This window comes from Actinoplanes sp. ATCC 53533 (assembly GCF_003947245.1).
In genome coordinates this window covers 1-26,285 of the sequence record NZ_QHHV01000014.1, presented here as the reverse complement: position 1 = coordinate 26,285, position 26,285 = coordinate 1, and the positions used below count along the sequence as shown (strand labels likewise).

General features: G+C 71.9%; 26 protein-coding genes and 1 pseudogene. 17 read left to right on the top strand and 10 right to left on the bottom strand.

From position 1 onward, the window contains the following. Positions 1–7: 7 nt before the first annotated feature. Complete coding sequence (locus DMB66_RS05105; protein WP_125802834.1) at positions 8–586, bottom strand: DUF4262 domain-containing protein; 579 nt, start codon at positions 584–586, stop codon at positions 8–10. Between the two features lie 104 nt (positions 587–690). Between DMB66_RS05105 and DMB66_RS05100 the strand changes: the two genes are divergently transcribed. Continuing rightward, complete coding sequence (locus DMB66_RS05100) at positions 691–1,218, top strand: tetratricopeptide repeat protein (RefSeq protein ID WP_125802833.1); 528 nt, start codon at positions 691–693, stop codon at positions 1,216–1,218. A 23-nt stretch (positions 1,219–1,241) separates the two neighbouring features. Here the strand turns inward: DMB66_RS05100 and DMB66_RS05095 are convergent, their stop codons facing one another. Together DMB66_RS05095 and DMB66_RS05090 are read right to left on the bottom strand one after the other, a co-directional pair. Continuing rightward, the gene (locus DMB66_RS05095) at positions 1,242–1,706 is read right to left on the bottom strand and encodes a DUF4870 domain-containing protein (protein ID WP_125802832.1); all 465 of its coding nucleotides are present in this window, start codon (positions 1,704–1,706) and stop codon (positions 1,242–1,244) included. A 97-nt stretch (positions 1,707–1,803) separates the two neighbouring features. Then, positions 1,804–2,151, bottom strand: a pseudogene (locus DMB66_RS05090) (response regulator transcription factor); the annotation flags it as partial. A gap of 121 nt (positions 2,152–2,272) precedes the next feature. On the opposite strand from DMB66_RS05090, the gene DMB66_RS05085 reads away from it, so the two are divergent. Together DMB66_RS05085 and DMB66_RS05080 are read left to right on the top strand one after the other, a co-directional pair. Next, positions 2,273–3,442, top strand: a complete 1,170-nt coding sequence (locus DMB66_RS05085) for a serine hydrolase (protein WP_125802831.1) — start codon at positions 2,273–2,275, stop codon at positions 3,440–3,442. A 109-nt stretch (positions 3,443–3,551) separates the two neighbouring features. Next, a complete protein-coding gene (locus DMB66_RS05080) occupies positions 3,552–4,433 on the top strand; it encodes an aminoglycoside phosphotransferase family protein (protein WP_125802912.1) in 882 nt (293 codons plus the stop codon). Between the two features lie 102 nt (positions 4,434–4,535). Here the strand turns inward: DMB66_RS05080 and htpG are convergent, their stop codons facing one another. Next, entirely contained in the window at positions 4,536–6,368 is a 1,833-nt protein-coding gene (htpG, locus tag DMB66_RS05075; protein ID WP_125802830.1) for a molecular chaperone HtpG, read from the bottom strand. Positions 6,369–6,536: 168 nt separating this feature from the next. Between htpG and DMB66_RS05070 the strand changes: the two genes are divergently transcribed. The 3 genes from DMB66_RS05070 (at position 6,537) to DMB66_RS05060 (ending at position 11,671) form a co-directional block, all read left to right on the top strand. Next, positions 6,537–8,693: a discoidin domain-containing protein gene (locus tag DMB66_RS05070; protein ID WP_125802829.1), complete on the top strand. Its 2,157-nt coding sequence runs from the start codon at positions 6,537–6,539 to the stop codon at positions 8,691–8,693. A 136-nt stretch (positions 8,694–8,829) separates the two neighbouring features. Next, the gene (locus tag DMB66_RS05065; protein ID WP_125802828.1) at positions 8,830–10,188 is read left to right on the top strand and encodes a ferric reductase-like transmembrane domain-containing protein; all 1,359 of its coding nucleotides are present in this window, start codon (positions 8,830–8,832) and stop codon (positions 10,186–10,188) included. Between the two features lie 130 nt (positions 10,189–10,318). Beyond that, positions 10,319–11,671 carry an SMI1/KNR4 family protein gene (locus DMB66_RS05060; protein ID WP_199751980.1) on the top strand — a complete coding sequence of 451 codons (1,353 nt, stop codon included), beginning with the start codon at positions 10,319–10,321 and terminating at the stop codon, positions 11,669–11,671. Between the two features lie 39 nt (positions 11,672–11,710). Here DMB66_RS05060 and DMB66_RS05055 read toward each other — a convergent pair whose 3' ends face one another. Further along, the gene (locus DMB66_RS05055) at positions 11,711–11,911 is read right to left on the bottom strand and encodes a hypothetical protein (protein ID WP_233624317.1); all 201 of its coding nucleotides are present in this window, start codon (positions 11,909–11,911) and stop codon (positions 11,711–11,713) included. Positions 11,912–12,160: 249 nt separating this feature from the next. On the opposite strand from DMB66_RS05055, the gene DMB66_RS05050 reads away from it, so the two are divergent. After that, positions 12,161–12,940: an alpha/beta hydrolase family protein gene (locus tag DMB66_RS05050; RefSeq protein ID WP_125802825.1), complete on the top strand. Its 780-nt coding sequence runs from the start codon at positions 12,161–12,163 to the stop codon at positions 12,938–12,940. 84 nt (positions 12,941–13,024) lie between these two features. Beyond that, positions 13,025–13,399: a hypothetical protein gene (locus tag DMB66_RS05045; RefSeq protein WP_125802824.1), complete on the top strand. Its 375-nt coding sequence runs from the start codon at positions 13,025–13,027 to the stop codon at positions 13,397–13,399. On the opposite strand, the gene DMB66_RS05040 is transcribed toward DMB66_RS05045, so the two are convergent. Next, entirely contained in the window at positions 13,365–13,739 is a 375-nt protein-coding gene (locus DMB66_RS05040) for a hypothetical protein (protein WP_125802823.1), read from the bottom strand. The two genes, DMB66_RS05045 and DMB66_RS05040, sit on opposite strands and share 35 nt — an antisense overlap. Positions 13,740–13,852: 113 nt before the next feature. Between DMB66_RS05040 and DMB66_RS05035 the strand changes: the two genes are divergently transcribed. Then, positions 13,853–14,836 carry an alpha/beta fold hydrolase gene (locus DMB66_RS05035; RefSeq protein ID WP_125802822.1) on the top strand — a complete coding sequence of 328 codons (984 nt, stop codon included), beginning with the start codon at positions 13,853–13,855 and terminating at the stop codon, positions 14,834–14,836. A gap of 1 nt (position 14,837) precedes the next feature. Continuing rightward, positions 14,838–15,722 carry an ABC transporter substrate-binding protein gene (locus tag DMB66_RS05030; RefSeq protein ID WP_125802821.1) on the top strand — a complete coding sequence of 295 codons (885 nt, stop codon included), beginning with the start codon at positions 14,838–14,840 and terminating at the stop codon, positions 15,720–15,722. 101 nt (positions 15,723–15,823) lie between these two features. Here DMB66_RS05030 and DMB66_RS05025 read toward each other — a convergent pair whose 3' ends face one another. Together DMB66_RS05025 and DMB66_RS05020 are read right to left on the bottom strand one after the other, a co-directional pair. After that, positions 15,824–16,714 (bottom strand): hypothetical protein, encoded by an 891-nt coding sequence (locus DMB66_RS05025; RefSeq protein WP_125802820.1) that lies wholly within the window; start codon positions 16,712–16,714, stop codon positions 15,824–15,826. Positions 16,715–16,950: 236 nt separating this feature from the next. Then, the gene (locus tag DMB66_RS05020; protein ID WP_199751977.1) at positions 16,951–17,742 is read right to left on the bottom strand and encodes a CDP-alcohol phosphatidyltransferase family protein; all 792 of its coding nucleotides are present in this window, start codon (positions 17,740–17,742) and stop codon (positions 16,951–16,953) included. Positions 17,743–17,868: 126 nt separating this feature from the next. On the opposite strand from DMB66_RS05020, the gene DMB66_RS05015 reads away from it, so the two are divergent. The 7 genes from DMB66_RS05015 to ribA all read left to right on the top strand — a co-directional run bounded on the left by DMB66_RS05015 (position 17,869) and on the right by ribA (position 23,701). Further along, a complete protein-coding gene (locus tag DMB66_RS05015; protein ID WP_125802818.1) occupies positions 17,869–18,852 on the top strand; it encodes a zinc-binding alcohol dehydrogenase in 984 nt (327 codons plus the stop codon). Continuing rightward, positions 18,853–19,251, top strand: coding sequence for a 6-carboxytetrahydropterin synthase (locus DMB66_RS05010; protein WP_125802817.1), 399 nt, complete (start codon positions 18,853–18,855; stop codon positions 19,249–19,251). It begins immediately after the preceding gene. Next, entirely contained in the window at positions 19,248–20,306 is a 1,059-nt protein-coding gene (locus DMB66_RS05005) for a glycosyltransferase family 4 protein (protein WP_199751974.1), read from the top strand. Before DMB66_RS05010 ends, DMB66_RS05005 begins: the two co-directional genes overlap by 4 nt. Continuing rightward, positions 20,303–21,106 carry a methyltransferase domain-containing protein gene (locus DMB66_RS05000; RefSeq protein ID WP_125802815.1) on the top strand — a complete coding sequence of 268 codons (804 nt, stop codon included), beginning with the start codon at positions 20,303–20,305 and terminating at the stop codon, positions 21,104–21,106. Before DMB66_RS05005 ends, DMB66_RS05000 begins: the two co-directional genes overlap by 4 nt. 59 nt (positions 21,107–21,165) lie before the next feature. After that, on the top strand, positions 21,166–22,224 hold the full coding sequence (locus tag DMB66_RS04995; protein WP_125802814.1) for a lysylphosphatidylglycerol synthase transmembrane domain-containing protein: 1,059 nt from the start codon (positions 21,166–21,168) through the stop codon (positions 22,222–22,224). A 73-nt stretch (positions 22,225–22,297) separates the two neighbouring features. Then, on the top strand, positions 22,298–22,987 hold the full coding sequence (locus DMB66_RS04990; protein ID WP_125802813.1) for a dihydrofolate reductase family protein: 690 nt from the start codon (positions 22,298–22,300) through the stop codon (positions 22,985–22,987). Positions 22,988–23,038: 51 nt separating this feature from the next. Continuing rightward, positions 23,039–23,701: a GTP cyclohydrolase II gene (gene ribA, locus DMB66_RS04985; RefSeq protein WP_125802812.1), complete on the top strand. Its 663-nt coding sequence runs from the start codon at positions 23,039–23,041 to the stop codon at positions 23,699–23,701. Positions 23,702–23,723: 22 nt separating this feature from the next. On the opposite strand, the gene DMB66_RS04980 is transcribed toward ribA, so the two are convergent. Together DMB66_RS04980 and DMB66_RS04975 are read right to left on the bottom strand one after the other, a co-directional pair. Next, a complete protein-coding gene (locus DMB66_RS04980; RefSeq protein WP_125802911.1) occupies positions 23,724–25,121 on the bottom strand; it encodes an alpha/beta hydrolase in 1,398 nt (465 codons plus the stop codon). Between the two features lie 246 nt (positions 25,122–25,367). Continuing rightward, positions 25,368–26,285, bottom strand: a 918-nt coding sequence (locus DMB66_RS04975; protein WP_125802811.1) for an IS1380 family transposase, incomplete at its 5' end; no start/stop codon positions are given.

Here is a 26,285-nt window from a genome sequence, read left to right as displayed (position 1 = left end):
TCTGCACCTACGCGGTGGCCGGCTCCGTCCACGCGCCGCGGGGATGCTCATCCATCGGCAGCCAGAGCGACGGCTGCGGGCCATCCGCACCATGCTCGGTCTCCGGATCCCCCGGGAACCGGCCGGTCTTGTCGGGCCACAGCAGTTGCACCACCGGGAACGGGGGGCGCTGGTAGTAATCGATCGCCGCGCCGAACAGCTGCTCGTACCAACTGCTGTGCACGGGGGCCAGGGCGAGTTCGTGTCCGTCGATGACGCCTGCCAGCCTGAGGTGCGGCGTCAGCACCTGTCCGTCACGGACGAGCTGCCCGACAGTGTTGACGATGGTCATCGCCCGCTGCTGGGGAACGCCGAGCAGGCACACCTCGACGCTGCCGTAGCTGTGCCACAGGCCGATCGAGTATGCCCAGTCGGGCATGGTCGTGCCGAGGACACCCGTGACTCCCCAGCCGTATTCCCTCACCAAGCGGGCATTGCGGCGCTCTCGGGCCGGCCAGGAGCGTTCGGGCGACCGCCACCACCGTCTCGGCGTGCCATCGCCGTCGCAGAGCAGGCAGTGGCACTCGCGGCTGGCCATGTCGGGCATCGGTAGATCGTACAAAGTGCCGCGCCCCCGCAGCACCGGCGCTCGGTTCTCCGCGTCCGCGCGACGAGGCCGCGATAAGGTGAATTGATCTTCAACTCGGACGCATGGGGGCTGCGGCAGTGACGACCGGCGTGACACCCGAGCTGGCCGAGGCGATCCAGCGCGGCTACGACCAGCGCGACCGGGCGGACATGGCGCCGACGATCGCCTACTTCCAGGCGCTGCTCGCCGAGCACCCCGACCACCCCGTCCTCGTGTACGAGGTGGGTGGCGCCTACGACACCGCGGGCCAGGAGGAGACCGCCCGCGGCTACTACGAGCGGGCGCTCGCCCTCGGGCTCGACGGCGACGTCCTGCGCCGGTGCCTGTGCCAGTACGCCAGCACCCTGAGGTGGCTGGGCGCGCTGGACGAGTCGCTGGCGGTGCTCGACCGCGCCCGCGGGGAGTTCCCCGACTCCGACTCCGTACGCGTCTTCCGCGCCCTGAGCCTCAATGACGCCCGGCGGCCGGACGAGGCGGTGGCCGAGTTGCTCACCGTCGTCACCGGGCACGCGGAGGTCACCGACCTCGGGCGGTGGGCGGTCGGGCTGCGCGGCCTCGCCCAGTGGCTCGCCGACGGCCGCCCCGCATAGCAAGCAGCTGCCCGCCGAGGCGATCAGCGAACGAACCTGATGGCGGTCGGGTAACGAAAGCGGTCGTCCCGGGACGAGAGAATCGCGCCATTGATGCCGATAACCAGTGGAATCCACACCATCAGGTACGGCACCAGCTCCGGCTCTTCGTTCGTGTAGGCCGAGACGACGCCGGCGAGCACGGTGAGAGCCGCCCAGGTGAGATAGAAGTTGAGCGCGGACAGCGCGTGCCCGCGCACCACGGCCGATCGGCGGCCCGCCGTCACGAGCACGATCAGCGGCGCCACCCAGCCGAGCAGAGCGCCCGCGAGAACGCCCACCAGACCGCCCCAGTGGGCGACCCGTGCCCATGACCGCTCGCGCGAGGGGGACAAGCCGCGGCGCGGCGAGATGTCGTCCGGGACGGGGGCGGCGGTCCACTGGTATGCGGACACGGACACCGGGTCTGCGCCCGGTTCCGGAACGCTCGGTTCCGACAGTCGGCCCATCGCCTCACAGTAGCGGCGTGTCCGCACCAGAACCAGTGGCTGCCGGCGCACGCTGGCGGCCGGCGCGGGGCACGGCTCGGCGACGACCAGTGTGGACCTACGAGCCGAGGTAGCGCAGGACCGCGAGGACGCGGCGGTTGTCGGCCTCGCCCGGAGGCAGACCCAGCTTGTCGAAGATGCTCGCCACGTGCTTTTCCACCGTTCCGCCGGTCACCACGAGCGCGCCGGCGATGCCGGCGTTGGAACGGCCCTCCGCCATCAGCGCGAGCACGTGGCGCTCCCGCGCGGTGAGCGCCGCCAGGCCGTCGGCGCGCCGGCTGGCGCGCAGCAGCCGGCCGACGACCTCGGGGTCGAGCGCCGTGCCGCCCGCGGCGACCCGCTCCAGCGCGTCGACGAACTCGGCGACGTCGGCTACCCGCTCCTTCAGCAGGTATCCGGCGCCCGCCACCACCTTGTCGCGGGGGCTAGCCCGACCCCGTTTCGGGGGGCCCGCCGGATGGGAACGCATCGAAGGACTTCATAGGTTTAGGGCTCCTGGTTCGCCCGGCTCCTTGAAGGGACCTGACATGCCGAAACATCTGCGCCGATGGGGCGTGGCCGCCACGCTGGCGGCGGCCTTGGTCGCCGGCAGCGCGGTGCCGGCCACCGCCGCCGCACCGGCCCACGACGATCGGCGGCTCCAAGTCGCGCTCGATGACCTGCACGACCTCGGCATCACCGGGGTCCAGGGGATCACCCGGGTCGACGGCGTCACGACCCGTTCGCGGGCCGGCGTCGGCGACCTCGAGCGGAAGACGCCGGTGCCGCTCGACGGCCACTTCCGGATGGGCAGCAACACCAAGACATTCGTCTCCGTCGTCGTGCTGCAGCTCGTCGGAGAGGGCAGGCTGTCGCTCGACGACACCGTCGATCGGTGGCTGCCCGGGGTGGTCGCCGGCAACGGCAACGACGGCCGCCGGATCACCATCCGCCACCTGCTCCAGCACACCAGCGGCATCTACAACTACACCAACGACGTGACGGCGCTGGGCACCTACGAGGGCTACCTGGCGCACCGGTTCGACCACTACGATCCCGCCGATCTCGTGGCCCTGGCGATGAAGCACGAGCCCGGCTTCGCGCCCGGGACGCGGTGGGACTATTCCAACACCAACTACATCCTCGCCGGAATGGTCATCGAGCGGCTGACCGGCCGGCCATGGGACACCGAGGTCCGCGCCCGCATCCTCCAGCCGCTCGGGTTGCGGCGGACCTCATCGCCGGGCGACCGGCCGACCCTGCCGGCGCCGCACGCCAAGGGATACCAGCAGTGGACCCCCGGCGGCCCGCTGACCGACACCACCATGTTCAACCCGACCGTGGCCGGCGCGGCCGGCAACCTGATCACCACGCCGACCGACCTGGCGCGCTTCTGGCAGGCGCTGCAGCGCGGTCAGCTGCTCAAGCCGCGGCAGATGGCCCAACTCCACCGCACGGTGCTCGCCGACACGTTCCAGGACTTCATCCCCGGCGTGCGGTACGGCCTCGGCATCATGTACATCCCGAACCGGTGCGGCGGCTACTGGTCGCACGGCGGCGACGTGCCCGGCATGAGCACCGCCAACGGGGTGAGCGCGGACGGTGCCCGGGTGACGGTGCTGTCGCTGTCCACGCAGCTCGCCGACGAGGAAGCGGCCCGCGCGGTCTACGCCCGTACCTTCCGGCTCATGGACGACGTGATCTGCGGATCCCGGTAGAACGACAACGCGAAGCCATGCCGGCCCGGCAATCGGGCCGGCATGGCTTCGGGCGGGCGGAAAGCCGGTCGCCGCGCGGTGCGCGAAATGCCAGGATCAGCCGGTGAGAATGCACGCCGATCAGGTCGACGTCACCGCCCCCGAGGTCGCCGCCCTCGTAGCCGCCCAGTTCCCGCAGTGGCGGGACCAGCCGGTGCACCCGCTGACCTCCCACGGCACGGTCAACGCCCTCTTCCGCCTCGGCGACGACCTGGTGCTGCGCTTCCCCCTGCGTCCCAGCGCCGGCGCCGAGCTCCGGGCCGACCTGCTGGGCGAGCAGGAGCAGGCCCGGCGTGTCGCCGCGCATGTGCCCCTGGCGGTGCCGCAGCCCGTCGCTCTCGGCGCGCCGGGTGCGGGTTATGCCGGTTGGTGGACGGTCTACCGGTGGATCCCCGGCGAGACCGCGGACCCTCGCGTCATCGGAGACCTCCCTGCGTTCGCCCGTGATCTGGCCGGTTTCGTCGCCGCGCTGCACGCCACCGACACCGGTGGCCGTGCCTGGGACGGGCGCACCCGCGGCGGACCGTTGCGCGCCCAGGATGACCATGTCCAGCGGGCCCTCGCCGAGAGCGCCCACCTGGTCGACACCGCCCGGCTGGCCCGGATCTGGGCGCGGTGTCGCGACGCCGAGCCCGCCACCGCCGAGGTCTGGATCCACGCCGATCTCATGCCCGGCAACCTGCTGGTGCGGGACGGTCGCCTGGCCGCGGTCATCGACCTGGAGGCCCTGTGCGTCGGTGACCCGGCGGTCGATCTCATGCCGGCGTGGAATCTGCTGCCCGCCGGCGCGCGGGATGTCTACCGGCGCGCCCTCGGCGTCGACGACGCGGCCTGGCAGCGCGGGCGGGGCTGGGCGATCCTGCAGGCGATCGTCGCGCTGCCGTACTACGTCGACACCAACCCGGTGATGGCCGCGACGGCCCGCGACACCCTGACCGCGATCCTGGCCTGATCGCCCGCCCGCGCCAGGCGGGAGGGCGATCAGCTCAGACGGTACGGGCCAACCGGTCGGCGAGCAGCTCACACGGTACGGGCCAACCGGTCGGCGAGCAGCTCAGACAGTACGGGCCAACCGGTCGGCGAGCAGCTTCGCGAAGCGGGCCGGGTCGGCCAGGTCGCCGCCCTCGGCCAGCAGGGCGGTGCCGTAGAGCAGCTCCGCGGTCTCCGGCAGGTTCGGGTCGTCGGCGCGCTGCTCGTGTGCCGCGCGCAGGCCGCTGACCAGGGCGTGGTCCGGGTTCAGCTCCAGGATCCGCTTGACCGGCGGCACCTGCTGGCCCATCGCCCGATACATCTTCTCCAGCGTCGGGGTGATGTCGTCCGCGTCGCTGACCAGGCACGCCGGCGAGGTCGTCAGCCGGGTGGAGAGCCGGACCTCCTTGACCTCCTCGGTCAGCGTCTCGCCGAGCCAGGCCAGCAGCGGGGCGAACTCGTCCGACTTCTCCTCCGAGGCCGGCTCGGCGGCCAGGTCCACCGAGCCCCGGGCGATGGACTGCAGCTTCTTGCCGTCGTACTCCGGGACGGCGTCCACCCAGATCTCGTCCACCGGGTCGGTGAGCAGCAGGACCTCGTACCCCTTGGCCTTGAACGCCTCCATGTGCGGCGAGTTCTCCACCTGGGCCCGGGTCTCGCCGGTCATAAAGTAGATCTCGTCCTGGCCCTCGGGCATCCGCTCGACGTAGGCGGCCAGCGTGGTGGGCTCGTCGCCGGCCGACGAGGGGAACGACGCCACGTCGAGGATGGCCTTCTGGTCGTCGGCCTCGCCGAGCAGGCCCTCTTTGATCGCGCGGCCGAACTCGCGCCAGAGGGTGGCGTACTTCTCCGGTTCCTTGCTCTGCAGGTCCTTGATCGTGCTGAGGACCTTCTTGGCGAGCCGGCGGCGGATCAGCTGGATGTGCCGGTCCTGCTGCAGGATCTCCCGGGAGATGTTCAGTGACAGGTCGGCCGCGTCCACCACGCCCTTGACGAAGCGCAGGTAGTCGGGCATCAGCTCGCGGCTGTCGTCCATGATGAACACGCGCTTGACGTAGAGCTGGATGCCGCGGCGGCCGTCGCGCTGGAACAGGTCGTGCGGGGCGCGCGACGGGATGAAGAGCAGGGCCTCGTATTCGAAGGTGCCCTCGGCCTTCATCTGGATGGTCTCGAGCGGGTCGGACCAGTCGTGGCTGATGTGCCGGTAGAACTCGGTGTACTCCTCGTCCTTGACCTCGGAGCGCGGGCGCGCCCACAGGGCCTTCATGGAGTTGAGAGTCTGGTCCCCCAGGCGGATCGGGAAGGCGATGAAGTCGGAGTAGTGCTTGACGATCTGCCGGATCTTCGACTCCTCGGCGTAGTCGAAGAGCGCGTCCTCCTCGTCCTTGGGCCGCAGGTGGACGGTGACCGCGGTGCCCGGCGGGGCGTCGGCCAGCGGTTCGATCGTGTACGTGCCCTCGCCGTCCGACTCCCAGCGCGTACCGTCGCTCTCCCCGGCCTTGCGGGTCACCAGGGTGACCTTGTCGGCGACCATGAAGGTCGAGTAGAAGCCGACGCCGAACTGGCCGATCAGCTCGGCCGACTCCTTGCTCTCCTTGAGGCGGCTGAGCATCTCGGCGGTGCCGGACTTCGCGATCGTGCCGATCAGCGCGACGACCTCGTCGCGCGACATGCCGATGCCGTTGTCGCGCACGGTGAGCGTGCGCGCCTCGGCGTCCACCTCCAGCGCGATGTGCAGGTCGTCGGTGTCGGCCTCCAGCTCGCCGGTCAGCGCCGCCAGCCGCAGCTTGTCCAGGGCGTCGGAGGCGTTGGAGATCAGCTCCCGCAGGAAGATGTCCTTGTTCGAGTAGATCGAATGGACCATCAGCTGCAGTAGCTGCCGCGCCTCGGCTTGGAACTCCAGCGTCTCCGTGGTCATGACACCCCTCCGTGCTGTTTACGGGTTTCTCCGCAGCGATCGTATGACCTCACCGTGACCGGCCCGCCACTGGTGTGCGCTGCCATCGAACTATTGACATCTTTCAGCACTCAGCCCAGTCTCAGAGAGCGCTCTCACGTAACATTGTTTACAACCTTAGGAGTGCTCATGGAAGCCGCTCCCGTCCCCCGCCTCGGCGCCCTGACCGGCCTCGTCCTCACGCTGGTCGCCGCCCTTACCCTGGTCACCCCGCAGCGAGCGCTCGCCGCCGATCCGCTCGTGTCGCAGGGCAAGACCGCCACCGCCTCCTCCACCGAGAACGGCACCTTCCCGGCGTCCGCCGCCGTCGACGGCGACACCGGCACCCGGTGGTCCAGCGCCTTCAGCGATCCGCAGTGGATCCGGGTCGACCTCGGCGCCTCGTACGCGATCAGCCAGGTCGTGCTGAACTGGGAGGCCGCGTACGCGTCCGCGTACCAGATCCAGACCTCGGCCGACGGCACCGCCTGGACCACCGTCTCGTCGACGACCGGCGGGACCGGCGGCATCCAGACCCTCGCCGTCGCCGGCACCGGTCGGTATGTCCGGATGAACGGCACCGCCCGGGCGACGCCCTACGGCTACTCGCTCTTCGAGTTCCAGGTCTACGGCGTCCCCGCCGGCGGGCCGACGATCCCCGGCGGCGGCTCGCTCGGGCCCAACGTGCTGGTCTTCGACCCGTCGATGTCCACCGCGTCGATCCAGAGCCAGCTCACCAGCGTGTTCCAGCAGTCGGAGACCCAGCAGTTCGGCAGCCAGCGCTACGAACTGCTGTTCAAGCCGGGCACCTACCACGACCTCACGGCCAACATCGGCTTCTACACCTCCATCGCCGGGCTCGGCCGCAACCCCACCGACGTGCACCTGAACAGCAGCAACCTGACCGTCGACGCGGGCTGGTTCGGCGGCAACGCCACCCAGAACTTCTGGCGCAGCAGCGAGAACTTCTCCGTGACGCCGCCGGCCGGCACCGCCTACGAGCGGTGGGCCGTCGCCCAGGCCGCGCCGATGCGCCGGATGAACATCAACACCCATCTCAGTCTCACCCCGACCGGCTTCGGCTGGGCCAGCGGCGGCTACATCGCCGACACGAAGGTGAACGGGCAACTGCAGCCGTTCTCGCAGCAGCAGTGGTACACCCGCAACAGCAGCATCGCGATGAACCTGAACGCGGTCTGGAACAACGTCTTCACCGGCGTGGTCGGTGCCCCGGCGACCACCTTCCCGAACCCGCCGATCACCACCATGGCCACCACCCCGATCAGCCGGGAGAAGCCCTACCTCTACCTGGACGGCGCGAACTACGCCGTGTGGGTGCCCAGCCTGCAGACCAACTCTTCCAACGTGACCTGGCCGAACACGCCGGGCGGCTCGATCCCGCTGACCCAGTTCTACGTCGCGCACCCCGGCGACTCCGCGGCGACCATCAACGCGGCGCTGGCCCAGGGCCTCAACCTGCTCTTCACCCCGGGCATCTACCACGTCGACCAGACCATCAACGTCACCCGGGCGAACACCGTGGTGATGGGCCTGGGCTACGCGACGATCATCCCGGACGGCGGCGTGACCCCGATGACGGTCGCGGACGTCGACGGCGTGAAGATCTCCAGCCTGCTGTTCGACGCCGGCACCACCAACTCGCCGAACCTGCTGCAGATCGGCCCGGCCGGCTCGTCGGCGAACCACGCCGCCAACCCGACCTCGGTCCAGGACGTGTTCTTCCGGATCGGCGGTGCCGGTCCCGGCTCGGCCACCAACAGCCTGCTGGTCAACAGCAACAACACGCTGCTCGATCACATCTGGGCCTGGCGCGCCGACCACGGCGCCGGGGTCGGCTGGACGACGAACCCCGCCGCCAGCGGGCTCATCGTCAACGGCAACGACGTGCTCGCCCTGGGCCTGTTCGTCGAGCACTACCAGAACTACCAGGTGCAGTGGAACGGCAACGGCGGCCGGACGATCTTCTTCCAGAACGAGCTGCCGTACGACCCGCCGACCCAGGCCGCCTGGCGCAGCGGGACCAACGGGTACGCGGCGTACAAGGTCGCGGACTCGGTCACCACCCATGAGGCGTGGGGGCTGGGCAGCTACTGCTACTTCAACGTGAACCCGTCGATCGTCGCGGCCCGCGGCTTCGAGGTGCCCGTCAAGCCCGGCGTCCGGATGCACAACCTGCTGACCGTGTCGCTCGGCGGCGTCGGCTCGATCACCAACGTCATCAACACCACCGGAGGGGTCGCCCAGGGCACGGAGACCGTGCCCAGCTACGTGGTCAACTTCCCCTGATCTCCGTACGGGTGAGGCGTGCGTCGGATTCCCGGCGCACGCTTCCCCGCCCGGCCCGTCTGTGCTACACCGTCGCTGTGAACCGGATCGCAGACCCGGACGTGTACGACGCAGGGCTCGCGAACAGGAGAGATCGATGACGGCTGCGAATGAACGGCTGGACCGGGCACCCGCGCCGGCGGGCATCCCCCCGGCCCGGCTCGCCCGGCTGGTGCTGTGGGCCGTCGTGGCGGTCAACGTACTGATCGTCGAGACGGTCTTCCTGACCGCCGACCCGGCCAAGAACGCCATCCTCGGCTTCGGCAAGTGGCTGGGCCTGCACCTGGCCCTGGTGATGATCCTGCAGCTCATCCTGATCGCCCGGCTGCCCTTCCTGGACCGGCGGATCGGCATGGACCGGCTCACCTCGTGGCACCGCTGGACCGGATTCACCCTGTTCTGGCTGGTCCTGCTGCACCCGACCTTCATCCTGCTCGGCTACGCGAGCGAATACAGCACCACTCCCCTGACGGAGTTCAACAACCTGAAGGGCCAGCTGCCGGTCCTGCTGGGCATGCTGGCCGCCGGCATCGTGCTGGTCGCGGCGGGCCTTTCGGTACGCGCGGCCCGGCGCCGCCTGTCGTACGAGGCCTGGCACGCGATCCACCTGCTGCTGTACGTGGCGATCGTCTTCGCGCTGATCCACCAGCTCACCGAGGTGTCCACGTTCACCTCCTCGCCGCTGGCCGAGGCGTACTGGTGGGCGCTGTGGGTCTTCGCCCTCGGCTCGCTGATCGCGGGCCGGGTCGTCCTGCCGCTGTGGCGCAACGCCCGCCACCAGTTCCGGGTGGCGGCCGTGATCCCCGAGTCCCACAACGTCGTCTCGATCTACGTGACCGGCAAGAACATGGACAAGCTCCCGGCCCGCGCGGGCCAGTTCATGATCTGGCGCTTCCTGGGCCACGGCCGCTGGTGGGAGGCGAACCCGTTCTCCCTGTCGTCCGCCCCGGACGGCCGCACCCTGCGCCTGACGGCCAAGGCCGTCGGCTCGACCAGCGCCCGCCTGCGGACGATCCCGATCGGCAGCCGGGTCTTCGCCGAGGGCCCGTACGGCGCGTTCACCGCCCTGAGCCGCACGAAACCCACGACGCTGCTGATCGCGGGCGGCGTCGGCGTCACCCCGATCCGGGCCCTGCTGGAGGAGGCGACCGGCCCGACGACCGTGCTGTACCGGGCGCCCAGCACCCAGGACGCCGTCCTGCTGGGCGAACTGCAGAACCTGGCCCGGTCCCGGGGCGCGCAGTTGCACGTGCTGACCGGCCGAACGGGCGCGGGCTCCCCGCCGAACACGCCGTTCGCCCCGGAGAACCTGGCCGCGCTGGTCCCGGACATCAGGGAACGCGACGTCTACGTCTGCGGCCCGGCGGCGATGACGGACGCGGTGCTGCGCAGCCTGCGGGCGCTGAAGGTCCCGGCGGCGCAGGTGCACTCGGAACGCTTCAGCCTGGCGAGCTGACCCACCTGTCGCAGCCGCTCTCCGAGTTCATCGCCGACAGCCCCGGCTGGATCCGGACGACTAGCCTGGATCTTTGTCGGCATGTCGCCTGCGGAACCGGAGGACCCCGTTGCCCTCGATCCACGACTTCGTGACCTGGGAACCCCTGCTGAGGCTCCTGTGGGCGGGCAACCAGGAGACCGTCGATGCCCCCGGCGGCCATCTGGCAGGCAACATCGGCCACGGCGGGTGGAGCCTGCCCCTGCCGCAGCGGTTTCCCCCGCCGGACCAAGTCCTGCTGGTCGACGAGAAGGTGGACGAGGCGGTGCGGCGGGTCCTCAGCGCGCTCACCGACATCGGCCTCGACGACATCTCGTTCGTCGCGGAGATATCGCCGACCGGAACGACGACGCTCCACCTGCTCACCGCCGGCGTGGCCGTGGATGGCGGCTCCGGGCCGTACCCGGGAGCGCTCGTTCTGATCGAGGGAGCCGTGGCCGAGCCCTGGCGCCGTCCACCCAATCCCACGCCCGGGGCGGTCCCAGCCCGCTCAGCGGATCCCGCATTGCTGGAACGGACCCTCCGCGAGCGAATCCCCGATGCCATCGGCGCGACCGACGCGGAGATCGCCGCCGCGGAGGCACGACTCGGCATCGCGCTGCCCGACGAACTCACAGCGCTCTACCGGGTAACACGAGCCCGGTGGCAGGACTGGGCTGACGATGACGCGGCAGCCCGGCGGGTCTCCGATGCCGTCGGGCTCCTGCCCCTCTCCCTCGACACGCTGAGCATCGCCGACGCTTCGTCGCGTCCGTGCCCGTGGGAGTTCGCGGCGATGGAGGCGGTCGTCACCCCACCGGACGCCGCGGTGCAGGGCCTGGTCGGCTCGCCCGGGTGGATCATGTTCGCCGCAGATGATTACGGCGACCAGTACGCGGTCGATCTGACCCCCGGCCCCCGCGGACATCGAGGGCAGATCATCACGCTCAGCCACGAGCTGGACATCGGCGCCGCCCTGATCGCCGACTCGCTCACCGACCTGGTCGTGCATCGACGCGAGAGTGAGCACCCCGACCATGAGGAAGACCGGTCACCGGTCGTGGCGCACGTCAACCGCCGAAGCCTGACAAGCGTCGAAGCCGCCGCTCACCCCGACCTGGAGGTCCTCAGCATCGGCGATTGGGACAGCGCGCCGCTCAGCCTCGCGGCCGTCACCGGGTTGCCCCGCTTGCGCACCCTCGCCGCCGACCACGGCACGCTCGCCGACCCGCTGGAGATCGCCGAGCTGACCGGGTTGGAGTTCCTGGAGCTCGCACCGGAGGAGTGGCGCATCCTGCTGGACGCCGGGAAGGTTCCGCGGAGCCTGTCGGCGGCCGCCATCAAGGCGCACCGCCCCCGGCACCCGCTGCCGATCGTGGCGATCGCCAACGAGCTCCTCACCCTCTGGGAACGTCCCCCGATCGTGCGGCGCATCGTCGAGGGTCACCTGACCCCCGAGGTGTAGCCGCGCCCCGCGCGAGGTGCCGTTACCCCCGGCGCCCGGTCAGCAGCCCGGTCCGGCGGCCCGGCCCTTGACGATCCGGTACGCCGAGATGTCGCCCCGCACCCAGGGCTGGAGCTGCCCGATCGCGGTGGGAGTGGTGTCGTGCTGCGCCAGGTAACCGACGATGGCCTCGTCCACCGCGCGGCACGACGCCTGGCTCGCCACGGTCACCGCGGTGCCTCGGACGCTGTCCGTGTTCAACGCAGCGTAAGAGACGCCAGCAATACTTACGGTGATAGCCGCAGCCATGGCGACCTCGCTCAAATGCACGGTTATCTCCTGCTCAGTACGTCGGCGTACGCCGACCGAACCACTCTAGGCGAAACTACTACGAGTAGTCACCTGGCCCGTCGAGCCAGCAATACTGACCGGACGGTCACCAGAGGGTGAGAACGCCGAGCAACCGTGACCTGGTCCGCCCCCGGCCCGTTGAACGGGGATGGAGCGCACATGAGAAGGCGGACCCTGTTGGCCGGGGCGGCGGCCGGGGCAGCGGGCGGCGTGACGCTCGGCGGCTACCGCTGGTGGCGTACCCCGGCCGAGCCGGTCATCCCCGACGCCCCGGCCGGTGACGAGCGGCTGGAGCAGCGGGCGTCGGCCGCCCGCGGCCGGACGGTCGACTTCTACACCGCCGTCCCGGCCGGGTACGGCGACGGGCGCGGCCTGCCGGTGCTGCTGGTCCTGCACGGGGCCTCGAAGACGGCCGCCGATTTCCCCGCGCTGGGCCTGGGCCGCTTCGTCACCGACTCCGCGCGGCGCGGCAACCCGCCGTTCGTGCTGGCCGGCGCGACCGGCGGCCGGCTCTCCTGGCGGCCCGCCGGCGCCGACGACCCGCAGCGGATGGTGCACGAGGAGATTCCGGCCTGGTGCGCCGGGCGCGGCTTCGACACGAGCCGGATCTCGGTGTGCGGCTGGTCCATGGGCGGGTACGGCGCCCTGCTGCTGGCGCAGACCTTCCCCGGCTTCGTCCGGGCCGTCGCCGCCTTCTCCCCGGCGGTCACCGCCGGGGACGACGTCTTCACCCGCGCGGGTGCGCTGCGCGGCGTGCCGGTCGGGCTCTGGTGCGGCACCGGCGACGGCCTGCTCGCCGACGTGCGGGCGCTGGAGCGGGCATTGCCGCAGCCCAAGGCCGCCGGGTCGTACGCCGCCGGCCGGCACAACTTCGGCTACTGGAGCACCTGCCTGCCGGCCGCCTTCGATCTCGTCGCGCGAGTGACGTCGCGCGAATGAATCGGTAGCGGGCTTTACGGCCGGCGTCGGCGTTCCGTACCGTCATTACTCAGTGCAACGGTTCCACAACGCTTGGAGGAAGTCATGCGTCGTGCCGCTGTCATCGCCGGTCTCGTACTCGCCATGGGATGGGTCGCCGCGCCGGCCCAGGGGTTCGCCCACAACGCCGTCCACAACGCCGAACTGCACGCTCTGCTCGACGGGCTCACCGTGCTGGTGGCGTCCGCTCCGATCTGGACGGCCCTGCTGTGGCGCGGGTCCCGGCGCTGGCTGCTGGCCGCGCTCATCGCCGTCGTTCAGGTGCCGGTGGCGATCATCGGCTTCGTGCCGATCGCCGACCCCACGCTGCACCTGACGCTGTTCGCGCTGGCCCTGACGCTGACCGGCGTCTCCCTCGGGCTGGTCCGCCGCTCCGCCTCCGCCGTTACCGCGAGCGCGCCGGCGTCCGATCGGCGGTGACCCACTGGCCCCCGGGGGTGCGGATCGCCAGCCCGGTCACCGGCGCGTCCGGCGCCTCGCCGTCGCGCAGGAGTTCCACCACCGGGCAGCCCTCGGTCTCCGGATGCCAGAACCCCTCGGGATCATGGACCGACGAGTAGCGGCAGTGCTGCTCGTCGGTCCATCCCCAGGCCAACAGCAGGTCCCGGCCGCCCATCGAGTAGCGGCCGGCCGAGGCGACCCGCTCCCCCTCGGCGCGGTGGAAGAATTCGGCGCGCAGGCCCGGCACGGCGACGCCCTCGAAGGCGGCGTCGGTGATCGTCCGGTGCGGCGCGTAGGTCGCGAGATCGGGCAGAGGCACATCCCGACCCTGCCACGCCGATGATCTCCGCGCGGGCGCGCCACCCCGACGTGAACCTTTCGGGGGACAGCGCGGCGCAGCAAACTGTCAGGCAGCCCGGTGATACTCCGGCCATGGGCGAGACGATGGTGCCGGCTAACGGCGTGGACCTGTGCCTCGAGACGTTCGGCGAACCCGACGCTCCCGCGGTGCTGCTGATCGCCGCCGGGGCGCGGTCGATGGACTGGTGGGAGGAGGGATTCTGCCGCCGGCTCGCCGGCGGGGGCCGCTTCGTGATCCGGTACGACCACCGCGACACCGGCCGGTCGACGTCGTTCCCGGCCGGCGACCCGCCGTACACGCAGGTGGACATGGCCGGGGACGCGCTCGGGGTGCTCGACGCCCTGGGCATCGCCCGGGCACACATCGTGGGCCTGTCGCTCGGCGGCGGCCTGGCCCAGCGCCTCGCCGTCGAGGACCCACCCCGGCTGCGCACCGTGACACTCATATCGACCAGCCCCGGGCTCGTCGACGAGTCGCCGGCCGCGGCCCTGCGCACCGTGATGCCTATGTCGACCAGCCCTGGGCGGGTCGACGAGTCGCCGGCCACGACGCCTATGTCGACCAACCCCGGGCGGGTCGACGAGTCGCCGGCCACGACGCCTATGTCGATCAGCCCCGGGCGGGTCGATGAGTCGCCGGCCGCGGCCGCGTGGCGCCGGCCGTCGCGGACGGACTACTCGAACCGCGCCGCGGCCGTGGCGGAGCTGGTCGCCTGCGTGTCGGCGGTCGGCGGTCGCTTCACCGCGGACCCGGAGCAGCTGCGGCAGCTCGCCGAGCGGGTCTACGACCGCACCACCGACCCGGCCGCCGCGTGCCGCAACCACTGGCTGGCCGGCTGCGGCCCGCCGGTCCGCGACCGGCTCGGCACGGTCGACCTGCCCACGCTGATCATGCACGGCACCGCGGACCCGCTCTTCTCGATGGCCCACCCGGCCGCCCTGGCCCGGGAGATACCGGCCGCCCGGCTGGTGCCGCTGCCGGGCGTGGGCCACGAGTTCCCGCCCCGGGCGGTATGGGACGTCGTGGTCGCGGAGATCCTGCGGCACACTGCCTGACATGCGCCTGGTCTCACTGCTGCCGTCCGCCACCGAGATCGTGTACGCCCTCGGCCTGGGCGACGACCTCGTCGGCGTCACGTTCGAGTGTGACGAGCCACCGGCCGCCCGCGCCGAGAAGACCGTCGTGGTCGGCGGCCGCGACACCAGCGGCCTGACCCCCGGCGAGATCGACGCGTACGTGAAGGAACAGCTGGCCGCGGGCGGCGACCTCTACACGCTGCACGCGGACGCGCTGGCCGGGCTGGCGCCGGAGCTGATCCTGACCCAGGACCTGTGCCGGGTGTGCGCGCTGCCCTCCGGCCACGTGACGACGGCGCTCGACTATCTGGGCTGCCGGGCGGACGTGCTGTCACTGGATCCGTACTCGCTGGACGAGGTGCTGGAGACCTTCCTCGCCGTCGGCGCCCGGGCCGGCGTCCTGCCGCGCGCGGAGTCGCTGGTCGCCGACCTGCGGCGGCGGCTCGCGGCGGTCGCCGCGACGGTGGCCGGCCGGCCCCGGCCGCGGGTGGCGATCGTGGAGTGGGTGGAGCCGCCGTTCACCGCCGGGCACTGGGTGCCGGATCTGGTCACGGCCGCCGGCGGCGTCCCGGTCGCGGCCCGCCCGGGAGCCCGGTCGGTGGAGACGACCTGGGCCGAGCTGGCCGCCGCGGAGCCGGAGATCGTGCTGGTCACGCCGTGCGGCTTCCACCTGGACGGCGCCGCGGCCCAGGCCGCCGGGGTGCCGGCACGCTTCCCGCAAGCCCAGGTGTGGGCGATCGACGGCGACGGGCTGGTGGTCCGGCCCGGACCCCGCCTGATCGACGGGGTCGAGGCGATCGCGGCCATCCTGCACCCGGGCGCGGTCCCGGCTCCCCCACCCGGCGCGATCATCCGCATCGCCTGACCGTCATGTCCGCCGCCCCGCCAACGGAATAGTTCTGTTGGTGGCGGGCGAGGCGGGGACTGGGCATCGACCGGGGGCCGACGCACGGCGGCACCCGCTGATCAGGCGCGCAGGTCGTCCAGCGTCGCGCCGGCGACGATGCGTGCGATGTTTCCGCTGTGGTCGCGGTCGGCCAGACGGCGGGCGAGATCATCGAGGTCGGTGATGTCGCCGTACGCCGCTTGGAGCGCGGCCCTCATCAAGTCGACGTGACCTTCTTCGCGGCCTTCTTCGCGGCCTTCTTCGCGGTTTTTGCGGGCGATCTCGCGGCCGGTCTCGGTCTGCTCGAGGATGTTGTTCATGCCTCTCCTTCGCAGTGCTTCTACCAGCTGGGTCGCCAGGGAACCTCCGACCAGCATACCCAGTTCGGTCTGGAGCAGTTTGTCCTCGTGTTTCTCGGTGGCGGCGATCCGGTCGGTGACACGTTCCACGAGGTCGTGAGGGGGTTTGCGGGTGAATAGTGCGAGTGCGGGGGTGGTGCTGGCCAGTAGCGTGTCGGGGTCGAAGTCGTCGGGGATGTTCACGGCGTGGTAATCGAGCCGTTCCTGGTCGCGTTCGAAGCGGCCCGGGTATCCGTCGCCTTCAGGCCAGAGGACCACCTGGTGGATACGGTGCGTGGAGCGGCGGTACCTGATTGCCAGGGACGCCCAGTAGGACACCATGCGTTCCTGGAAGTCCTCGGTGCGTTTGAGTTGGATCTCGATCTGGTAGACGTCGGTGGGGGTTCCGTCGTCGTGCCGAATCGTGACCACTTTGTCGCATTGGCGGTTGCGTTGCCGCGACTGTTCGGTGGGCTCCGCGGTGATCACGTCACCGTCCCGCAGGGTGGCGCCGCACAGTAGTTGTAGGGCGTCGCGGGGATGGGCGTCGAGCAGCGCCTTGAAGATGCCGTCGAAATCGCGGGGCGGCGCCGGGCGGGCGGAGGCGACGCCGAAGGGGACGTGGCCGCTCATGGATTGCTCCTTTGTGCTTGGCGGGAGGCACGAAGGACAGTCTGTATTGTCTAGCGACTACTAGGCAAGGGTCATCTTGACAGGTGATCGATGCCCCGGCGCCGGCGGTCGAGATCGATGGCCCTGACGTAGGTGAGGCCGCGTACGTCAGGCCTGACCGAGCAGTTGTTTTCCCGACACACCGCGCAGACGCCGCCGCACGGAGGCTCAGGCCAGGCCGGCCCGGGGCGGCGGCCTCAGGCGTTGGCCGGAGCCGGCTGCGGGCGCAGGCGCGGGCTGGGCAGCAGCACCGTGCGGCGGGCGGCCACCCGGGCCCGGGCGTCCGCGAGGCGGCGCCGGCGCTCCTCGGCGGCCAGCCACTGCACGTCGCGGCCGAAGGACCAGGTCAGCGACGCCAGTGCGGCGGCGACCAGCACGAACGCGACGGCCTCAGGCAGCAGGCTCGCCGTCGCGACCACCAGCGCCACGCCCTGGACCGCCGCGACGACCTTGCGGGAGAACTTCGGCGGCAGCGGGGCGTTGAGCCACGGCCACGCCCACGAGGCGGCGACGAAGACGTACCGGGCAGCACCCATCGCGATCGTCCACCAGCCGAAGGTGCCGGCGACGAAGACGCTCAGCACCAGGATCAGGAACGCGTCGACCTCCATGTCGAAGCGCGCGCCCAGCTTCGTCGTGGAGTTGGTGCGCCGGGCCACCTGGCCGTCCACGCCGTCCAGGGCCAGCGCCACGCCGACCAGGGTGACCAGCACCGGGGTGGGCACCGGCGCGGTGAAGGAGGTCACCACCAGGGCGGTCACGCCGCCGACCAGCGTCGCGCGGCCCAGGGTCACGGCGTTCGCCGGGCCGAGGGCGCGCATTCCGGTGCGGCGCAGGCCCGCGCCGAGGACCACGGCCAGGACCACGGCGTACGCCGCGCCCGCCAGCCAGCCGGCCGCGCTGACCCCGACGGTGGCGGCGAGGGCCGTCACCAGGATCACATGCGCGGCCAGGCCGACGATCGGTCCCCGGCTCTGACGAGCCGTCATCGTGGCGATACTGATAGTCACCGTGCCTCCGGGTGGGCAAGATCCGTTGCCGCGTATGGTTGCCGCTTGTCGTCACTGAACACGCTTGATCCGCGCGTTCGGTTCAGCGTTCGAGGAGAAATACCTATGACGGGTGACGCCCGCGCTTTCTGGCTCGCCGAGCCCGGCCGGGGTGAGATCCGGCCGGTGACCGTCGGCAGCCCCGGCCCGGACGAGGTGCTCGTGCGCACGCTGCACTCCGGGGTGAGCCGGGGCACAGAGACCCTGGTGTTCCGCGGCGGGGTGCCGGAGAGCCAGCACGCGGCCATGCGCGCGCCCTTCCAGGAGGGCGACTTCCCGGCCCCGGTGAAGTACGGCTACCTCAACGTCGGCGTCGTCGAGCAGGGCCCGCCCGGGCTGCTGGGCCGCACGGTCTTCGCGCTGTATCCGCACCAGACCCGCTACGTCGTCCCGGCCGCCGCCGTGACGGTGGTGCCCGAGGGGGTGCCCGCGAGCCGGGCGGTGCTGGCCGGCACGGTGGAGACCGCGGTCAACGCGCTCTGGGACGCCGCGCCGCTGGTCGGCGACCGGATCGCCGTGGTCGGCGCGGGCATGGTCGGCGCGAGCGTCGCCGCCGTGCTGGCCCGCTTCCCCGGCGCCAGGGTGCAGCTGGTCGACGCCAACCCGGAACGCGCCTCGGTCGCCGCCGCCCTCGGGGTCGGCTTCGCCCTGCCCGCGGCCGCGACCGGCGACTGTGACCTGGTCGTCCACGCCAGCGCCACCGCGGCGGGGCTGACCCGGGCTTTGGAGCTGCTGGCGCCGGAGGCTACGGTCATCGAGCTCAGCTGGTACGGAGACCGCGAGGTCAGCGTCCCGCTCGGGGAGTTCTTCCACTCCCGCCGCCTGGTGATCAAGAGCAGCCAGGTGGGCGGGATCGCCCCGGCGCGGCGCGGGCGCCGCGGCTACGCCGACCGGCTGGCGGTCGCCCTGGACCTGCTCGCCGACCCGATCTTCGACGCCCTACTCACCGGGGAGTCCGGCTTCGACGAGCTGCCGGCGGTGCTGCCACGACTGACCAGCGGGGAACTGCCCGCCCTGTGCCACCTGATCACCTACCCGACTGGAGAGTGAATGTTCAGCGTCACCGTCCGTGACCACATCATGATCGCCCACAGCTTCTCGGGGGAGGTCTTCGGACCCGCCCAGAAGCTGCACGGCGCGACCTTCGTGGTGGACGCCACGTTCAAGCGGCCCGAGCTGGACGCGGACAACATCGTCGTCGACATCGGCCGGGCGAGCGAGCAGCTGCACACCATCTGCGGTTCGCTGAGCTTCCGCAACCTCGACGACGAGGGCGAGTTCGCCGGCGTGAACACCTCGACGGAGTTCCTCGCCAAGGTCATCGCCGACCGGCTGGCCGGCAAGGCGGAGTCCGGCGACCTCGGCGTGGGGGCGCGCGGCCTGACCGGCATCGCGGTCACCCTGCACGAGTCGCACATCGCGTGGGCGAGCTACGAGCGGCACCTGTGACCGCTGCCCTGCATGTGGTGCTGCCGGGCGGGATCGACGACCCGGCCGCACCGAGCGGTGGCAACACGTACGACCGGCGAGTGGTGACCGGGCTGGCCGCGACGCGCGATGTGCACGAGATCGCGGTCGCGGCGGCCTGGCCGCACCCGGCGGAACGGGCCCGCTCGGTGCTGGCGCGGGCGCTGGCGCAGCTGCCCCGGGACGCGACGGTGTTGCTCGACGGCCTGGTCGCCTGCGCGGTGCCGGAGCTGCTGGAACCGCTGGCGGAGCGGCTGCGCCTCGTGGTGCTGGTGCACCTGCCGCTCGGTGACGAGACGGGGCTCTCCCCCGCCGAGGCCGCCGAGCTGACCGCCCGGGAGCGCCGGACGCTGCGGGCCGCCGCGGCGGTGGTGGCGACCAGCGCGGGCGCCGCCCGGCGGGTGGAGACCCTGCACGACCTGCCGGCCGGCAGCGTGCACGTCGCCGCCCCGGGCGTCGACCCCGCGCCGCTCGCGGAGCCGGGCCCGGACGGCGGCCGGCTGCTCTGCGTCGCGGCGGTGACCCCGCGCAAGGCGCAGGACGTCCTGGTCGAGGCCCTGCAGTCGGTCGCCGACCTGCCCTGGACCTGCACCCTGGTCGGCGCCCTGGACCGCGCCCCGGCGTTCGTCGACCGGGTCCGGGAGCTGGCCGCGGTCACCGGTGGCCGGGTCGAGCTCGCGGGGACCCGGACCGGGGAGGCGCTGGCGCGCTCGTACCGGGAGGCCGACCTGCTGGTGCTGCCGTCGCTGGCCGAGACGTACGGCATGGTGGTGACCGAGGCGCTGGCGCGCGGCGTACCGGTGCTCGGCACGCGGGTCGCCGGCGTGCCGGAGGCGCTGGGCACCGCCCCGGACGGCTCTCTGCCCGGGGCGCTCGTGCCCCCGGGCGACCCAGCGGCCCTCGCCGCGGCGCTGCGGCGCTGGCTCACCGACCCGGCGCTGCGGCGCGGCTGGCGGGCCTCGGCCGAAGCCCGCCGGTCCGGCCTGCGGGGCTGGGACTTCACGACCCGACGACTGAACGAGGTACTGGACCGATGACCGGAGAGTTCAGCTCGACGTGGCTCACGCTGCGCGAGCCCGCCGACGCCGCCGCCCGCGACCGCGACCTGATCAAGGCGCTGCGCCTGCCGGCCGGCGGGGAGCTGGTCATCCGCGACCTCGGTTGCGGCACCGGCTCGATGGGCCGGTGGCTGGCGCCGCTGCTGCCCGGCCCGCAGCGCTGGGTGCTGCAGGACCGCGACCCCGCGCTGCTCGCGCACGCCGCCGCGAACCTGCCGGCCGCCGCCGCGGACGGGACCGCGGTCACCGTGACGACTGCCGAGGGTGATGTCACCGACCTGACCGTGGCCGACCTGGCGGACACCTCGCTGGTCACCTGCTCGGCGCTGCTCGACCTGTTCACCACCGACGAGGTCGCCGCGCTGGCCGAGGTGTGTGTGGCGTCGGACACCCCCGCGCTGTTCACTCTCTCCGTGGTCGGCGAGGTCACCCTGGAGCCCGCCGATCCGCTCGACGCCGAGGTGGCCGAGGCGTTCAACGCCCACCAGCGGCGCGCGGTCGGCGATCGGCGGCTGCTCGGGCCGGAGGCGGTCGGGGCCGCGGCCGAGGCGTTCGCGAAGGCCGGCGTCTCGGTGACCGTCCGGCCGAGCCCCTGGCAGCTCGGGCCGGAACTGGGCGCGCTGGCCGCCGAATGGCTCCGCGGCTGGGTCGGCGCGGCCGCCGATCAGCGTCCTGACCTGCACCTGGACGAGTATCTGGCGGCCCGGACGACGGCCGCCGAGGCGGGCCGGCTGCGGGTAACGGTCGGGCATCAAGATCTTCTCGCACAGAAAGTCTGAACCACCTGCCGCCGCCGGGACGTATTAGTGCCAGTAGGTGATCCTGAGGGGGCAGTGGCATGAACCGTTCGATCTGGGCCTGGGTGCGAGTGCTCGGCGGGGTGGGAATCCTCGCTGTGTTGCTCTGGCGCCTGGGCACCGGCGCTTTCGTCGCTGGACTGCGAGTGATCGACGGCCCGGCGCTGGCGCTGGCGTTCACCATCGGCGTCGCGACCACCGTCTTCTCGGCGTGGCGCTGGTGCCTGGTGGCCCGCGGCCTCGGCATGACCCTGTCGCTGCGCGGCGCGATCGCCGACTACTACAAGGCGCTGTTCATCAACGCGGCGCTGCCGGGCGGGGTGCTCGGCGACGTCGACCGGGCGGTGCAGCACGGCCGCGAAGAGGGTGACGTGGGCCGCAGCGTGCGGGCCGTGGTGCTCGAACGGACCGCCGGCCAGGTGGTGCTCGTCTCCGTGGGCGTGACCGTGCTGCTGACCGTACCGTCGCCGGTCCTGTCCCACCTGCAGGCCAACGTCCGGGGGCTCGCCGTCGCGGCGGCGACCACCGTCGGCCTCGCGGCCCTGGCGGTCTTCGCCGTCGGGCGGCTGCGCAGCGGCGCCTCCCGGTGGGCGCGGGCCGCGCGCACCGGGGTCGCCGAGGTCCGCTCCGGGCTGCTGACCCGCCGCAACTGGCCGGGCATCGTGCTGGCCTCGACGGTCGTGCTGGCCGGGCACCTGGCGACGTTCGTGGTCGCCGCCCGCGCCGCCGGCTCGGATGCCTCGCTGCTGCGCCTGGCCCCGCTGATGCTGCTCGCGCTGCTCGCGATGACCCTGCCGGTGAACATCGGCGGCTGGGGGCCGCGCGAGGGTGTGACCGCGTGGGCGTTCGGCGCGGCCGGCCTCAGCGCCACCCAGGGCCTGACCATCGCCGTGGTCTACGGCCTGTTCGCCTTCGTGGCCGCGCTGCCGGGCCTGGTCGTGATCATCACGCGGGCGCTGGCCGGCGCGAGGGCGAAGGCGCGTGCCCGGGCCGCCGCCGTGGTCACGGTGGCGGTGGCGGAGCCGCTGATCGAGCCGGCCGTCGTGCCCCACCACAAGATCCTTATCCCGGTGCGGGAGCTGGTCGGCAGCGGTGCGTGACAATGCCGTCTCCCGTCAATGCGATTATGTTGGAGGCCGGGGGGACGCTGGTCGCTCCGTAGGAGGGCCATCTGTGCTCGATCGACCGTACGTACTGCTCAGCTGCGGCATGTCCATCGACGGATATGTGGACAGTCCGAGCGACGAACGGCTATTGCTGTCCAATGCGGCCGATTTCGACCGGGTCGACGAGGTGCGCGCGGGTTGCGACGCGATCCTGGTCGGCGCCGGCACCGTGCGGGTGGACAATCCGCGGCTGCTGATCCGCGACGAGACCCGCCGGGCCGCCCGGATCGCGCGCGGGCTCCCGCCGGATCCGGTGAAGGTGACCGTGACCGGCACCTGCGGCCTGGACCCGGCCGCCCGGTTCTTCACCCTCGGCGATGCCGACAAGCTCGTCTACTGTGCGACCCCGGCGCTGCCGAGCGCCGAGGAGAAGCTGGGCAAGGTGGCGACGGTGGTCGACGCCGGCGACCCGGTCGACCTGACCAGGGTGATCACCGACCTCGCCGGGCGCGGCGTCAACCGGCTGATGGTCGAGGGCGGCGGGACGATCCACACCGGCTTCCTCACCGGCGGCCTCGCCGACGAGTTGCAGCTGGTGGTGGCGCCGTTCTTCGTCGGCGACTCGCGGGCGCCGCGCTTCGTGGGCGACGGGTGCTTCCCGTGGGGGCCGGAGCGCCGGGCGGACCTGACCGAGGTGCGGCAGATCGGCGACGTGGTGCTGCTGCGCTACGCCCTTTCCGAGCGCTACCGGGACTGAACGCGCGTGACCTGGGTATCCGAACTGTCCGTAGATCGAAATGGGGGGCCGATGTCCGAGACGGCCGGCTGGGGAACGCTCGACGTCGGAACCATCCCGTCAGCCACGGTGCGGACGCGTGTCACGGTTCCGCTGCGCTTCGCGGACGGTTACGCCACTACCGCGCGGGTGCTGACCTTCGACGGCCTGGTCGACGGCCGCGAGCACCTGGCCCTGGGCCTGGGCGACTGGGAACGTGCCGTGCAGGCGACGCCGCTGGTCCGCCCGCACAGCGAGTGCCTGACCGGCGACGTGTTCGGCAGCCAGCGCTGCGACTGCGGCCCGCAGTTGCGCGAGGCGGTGGAGCGCATCGCCGAGCCCGGCGGCCTGCTGCTCTACCTGCGCCAGGAGGGCCGCGGCATCGGCCTGTACGCGAAGCTCGACGCGTACGCGCTGCAGGAGGCCGGGCTGGACACCTACGAGGCCAACGTGGCCCTGGGCCGCGGCGAGGACGAGCGGGACTACACCGCGGCGGCCCAGATGCTGCTGGCCCTGGGCGCCGAGCGGATCCGGCTGCTGAGCAACAACCCGGACAAGGCGTCCCAGCTGGAGGCCCGCGGCGTGGAGGTCACCGAGCGCATCCCGACCGGGGTGCACCTGTCGGCGGCGAACCTGCGCTACCTGGCGACCAAGGCCACCCACACCGCGCACACCCTGGACCTACCGGGCCTGTGAACGGCCCGGCGGGCCCACGGGGTCACGCCGCGGGGCAGACCGTGCCGCGCGCGGGCACGGTCAGCGAGATCAGGTACGCGTCGACCGCCCGCGTCATGCAGTCCGAGCTGTTGTAGGAGCCGTGGCCGGCACCGGCGTAGCTCAGCAGAACGCCGCTGCGTCCCAGCTGGCGCGCCACCTCCGTGGCCCAGTTGTAGCCGCTGGCCGGGTCGTGCCGTGAGTTGATCAGCAGCAGCGGCGTCCGGGTGTGCGCCCGCAGCCGGTGCTGCGGGTTCGCCACCGGCTGCGGCCAGCCCAGGCACGCCGACAGCGCGAAGACCCCGGCCGGGTAGCGCAGGTCCGGCGCCTGCGCCTCGGCCCGGTCCAGCAGCCGGCGGTACTCACCGTAGTCACGCACCGGCAGGGCCCAGTCCGCGCAGAACACCGCCAGCACCGGGCTGAGCCGCTGGGTGTCGCCCGCACCGCCGTCCCGCATCGTGTCGATGAAGCCCGCCAGGCCCGGGTAGTCGGCGCGGGCCAGCTGCTTGTGCACGTTCGCGACGAGCTGGTACGGCGGCAGGTTCAGCTCGCCCCGCTCGGCCTCGCCCCACACCTCCGCCCACACCGCACGGATGTCCTCGCCGCGCAGGACGCAAGCCTGCTGCTGCGGGGTGCACCACGCCACGAACGCGTCGAACGAGTCCTGCAGCGCCCACGCCTGGGTGCGCAGGAACCCGTCGGTCCGCTGGCTGTGGTCGACGGCGCTCTCCAGCACGATCGCGCGGACCCGGCCCGGGTACCGCTCCGCGTACAGCTCGCCCAGCAGGGTGCCGTACGAGGAGCCGTGGAAGGTCAGGGTGCGCTCGCCCAGCGCGGCGCGCAGCGCGTCCAGGTCCCGTACCGTGCTCGCGGAGTCCGCGTGGTCGAACAGCGGCCCGGTCAGCCTCCGGCACTCCTTCCACAGCTCGCGGTTGCCCTTCAGCGTCCTGTCGAAGTCGGCCTGGCCGGTCAGCACGGCCGGGGCCGCCGGCAGCGGCGGGCCGTCCGGGCACGTGATCGGATGGCTCGCGCCGACCCCCCGCGGGTCGAAGCTCACGATGTCGAAACGCCGCCGCAGTTCCTCGCTGAAGCGTGACTGGCCCGTGCTGACCCGGCTCACCCCGCTGTCGCCCGGCCCGCCGGGACCGAAGATCAGGGTGCCGACCCGCGCGGACGGATCGGTGGCCGTGCGCCGGGCGATACGGAAGCCGAACGTGCCGGCGGCCGGCTCCGTCCAGTCGATCGGGAGTTCCAGGGTGGCGCAGCCGGCGGTGGCGGCCTCCCCGGTGGCCGCGCAGGGTTGCCAGTCGATGGCCGCGGGCCGCGCGGAGACCGGCGGCGCGGCCACCGCGACCACGGCTGCCGCCGCCGTCACGGTGAGGACGAGCACTCGGGAAATCATCATGGACCGATGCTTTCCGGCCGGCGGACGCCGAGTAAATGGGGATCTTCCCGGAGTCGTCCCCCTAAGCCTCGATCCACCGACGCAGTCGGTGTCGATCGCCGTTGATCATTTCTGTGTGGGGTGATCCGGCGGGCGTGTGGGAGTCGCCGATCTCGTGATCGGCTTGCCCTGGACGCGTTTGTTCGGGTGGAGCAGGGTTGTGGCCTGTGGCCGGGCCGCCTGGATTCTGCGGGTTCCGGCTGGTCAGCCGGGGGTGGCCTGGACGGCGGTGAACAGGTTGTCGAACGCCGTCTGCCAGGGCCAGTGCTCGGGGAGGTGCAGGTGGATGGTGCGGGCCCGATGCGCGATCCGGGCGGCGACGTTGATGATCCGGGTACGAATCGTCGCTGGCCGGGCGCCGGCTTGAGGGCCGGCGGCGAGGTGCCCGGCAGTGCGGGTGAGGTTATGGGCGATTGCGGCGCAGGTCAGCCAGGCGTCGTTCGCGCTGAACCTCCCGGAGGGAAGATGCGCCAGGGGCCCGGCGATCAAATCGGCGTTGACCTGCTCGATGATGGCGTGTCCGCGGTGCTGCGATTCGGCCTGCACGAGAGTGAACGGCGAATCGGTGAACACCGCGTGATACCGGTAGGTCGGTACGAGTTCTTCCTGACCGGGGATCTGCGTGGGGTCGTCGCGGCGGATCCGGCGCACGATCAGCCGGGCGGTCACCGCGTGGCGGGTGCCGGCGAACGCGGTGTAGACGGTTTCGGCGATCTGCGCGTCGGAGATCCACCGCTGCTGGTCTTCGTCGAAGACGGCCCGCGGATACTTGATGTCGAGCCACTGATCGTCGCTGATGCTGTCGCACGCGGTACGGATCTTCGCGTCGATCCGGGTGGTGACCGAGAACCGCACGTCACGACGCCAGCAGGTGGTAATCACCGTTTTGGTGTAGAACGCCGAGTCCGCCCGGACCACGATCTCACCCGACGCGCCGCACGAGCGGGCGGTCGTGATCGCTTCGGCGATCATGCTGGCGGCGCCGCGGGCGGAGCCGGCGTTACCCGAACGTAGCCTCGTGGCGGCGATGACCGGCGCCGACAGCGGTGTGGAGATGGTGGTGATCAGCGGGTTGTATCCGCGTAGATAGACGTTGTAGCCGCCGACCTTGGCGTGGCCGAA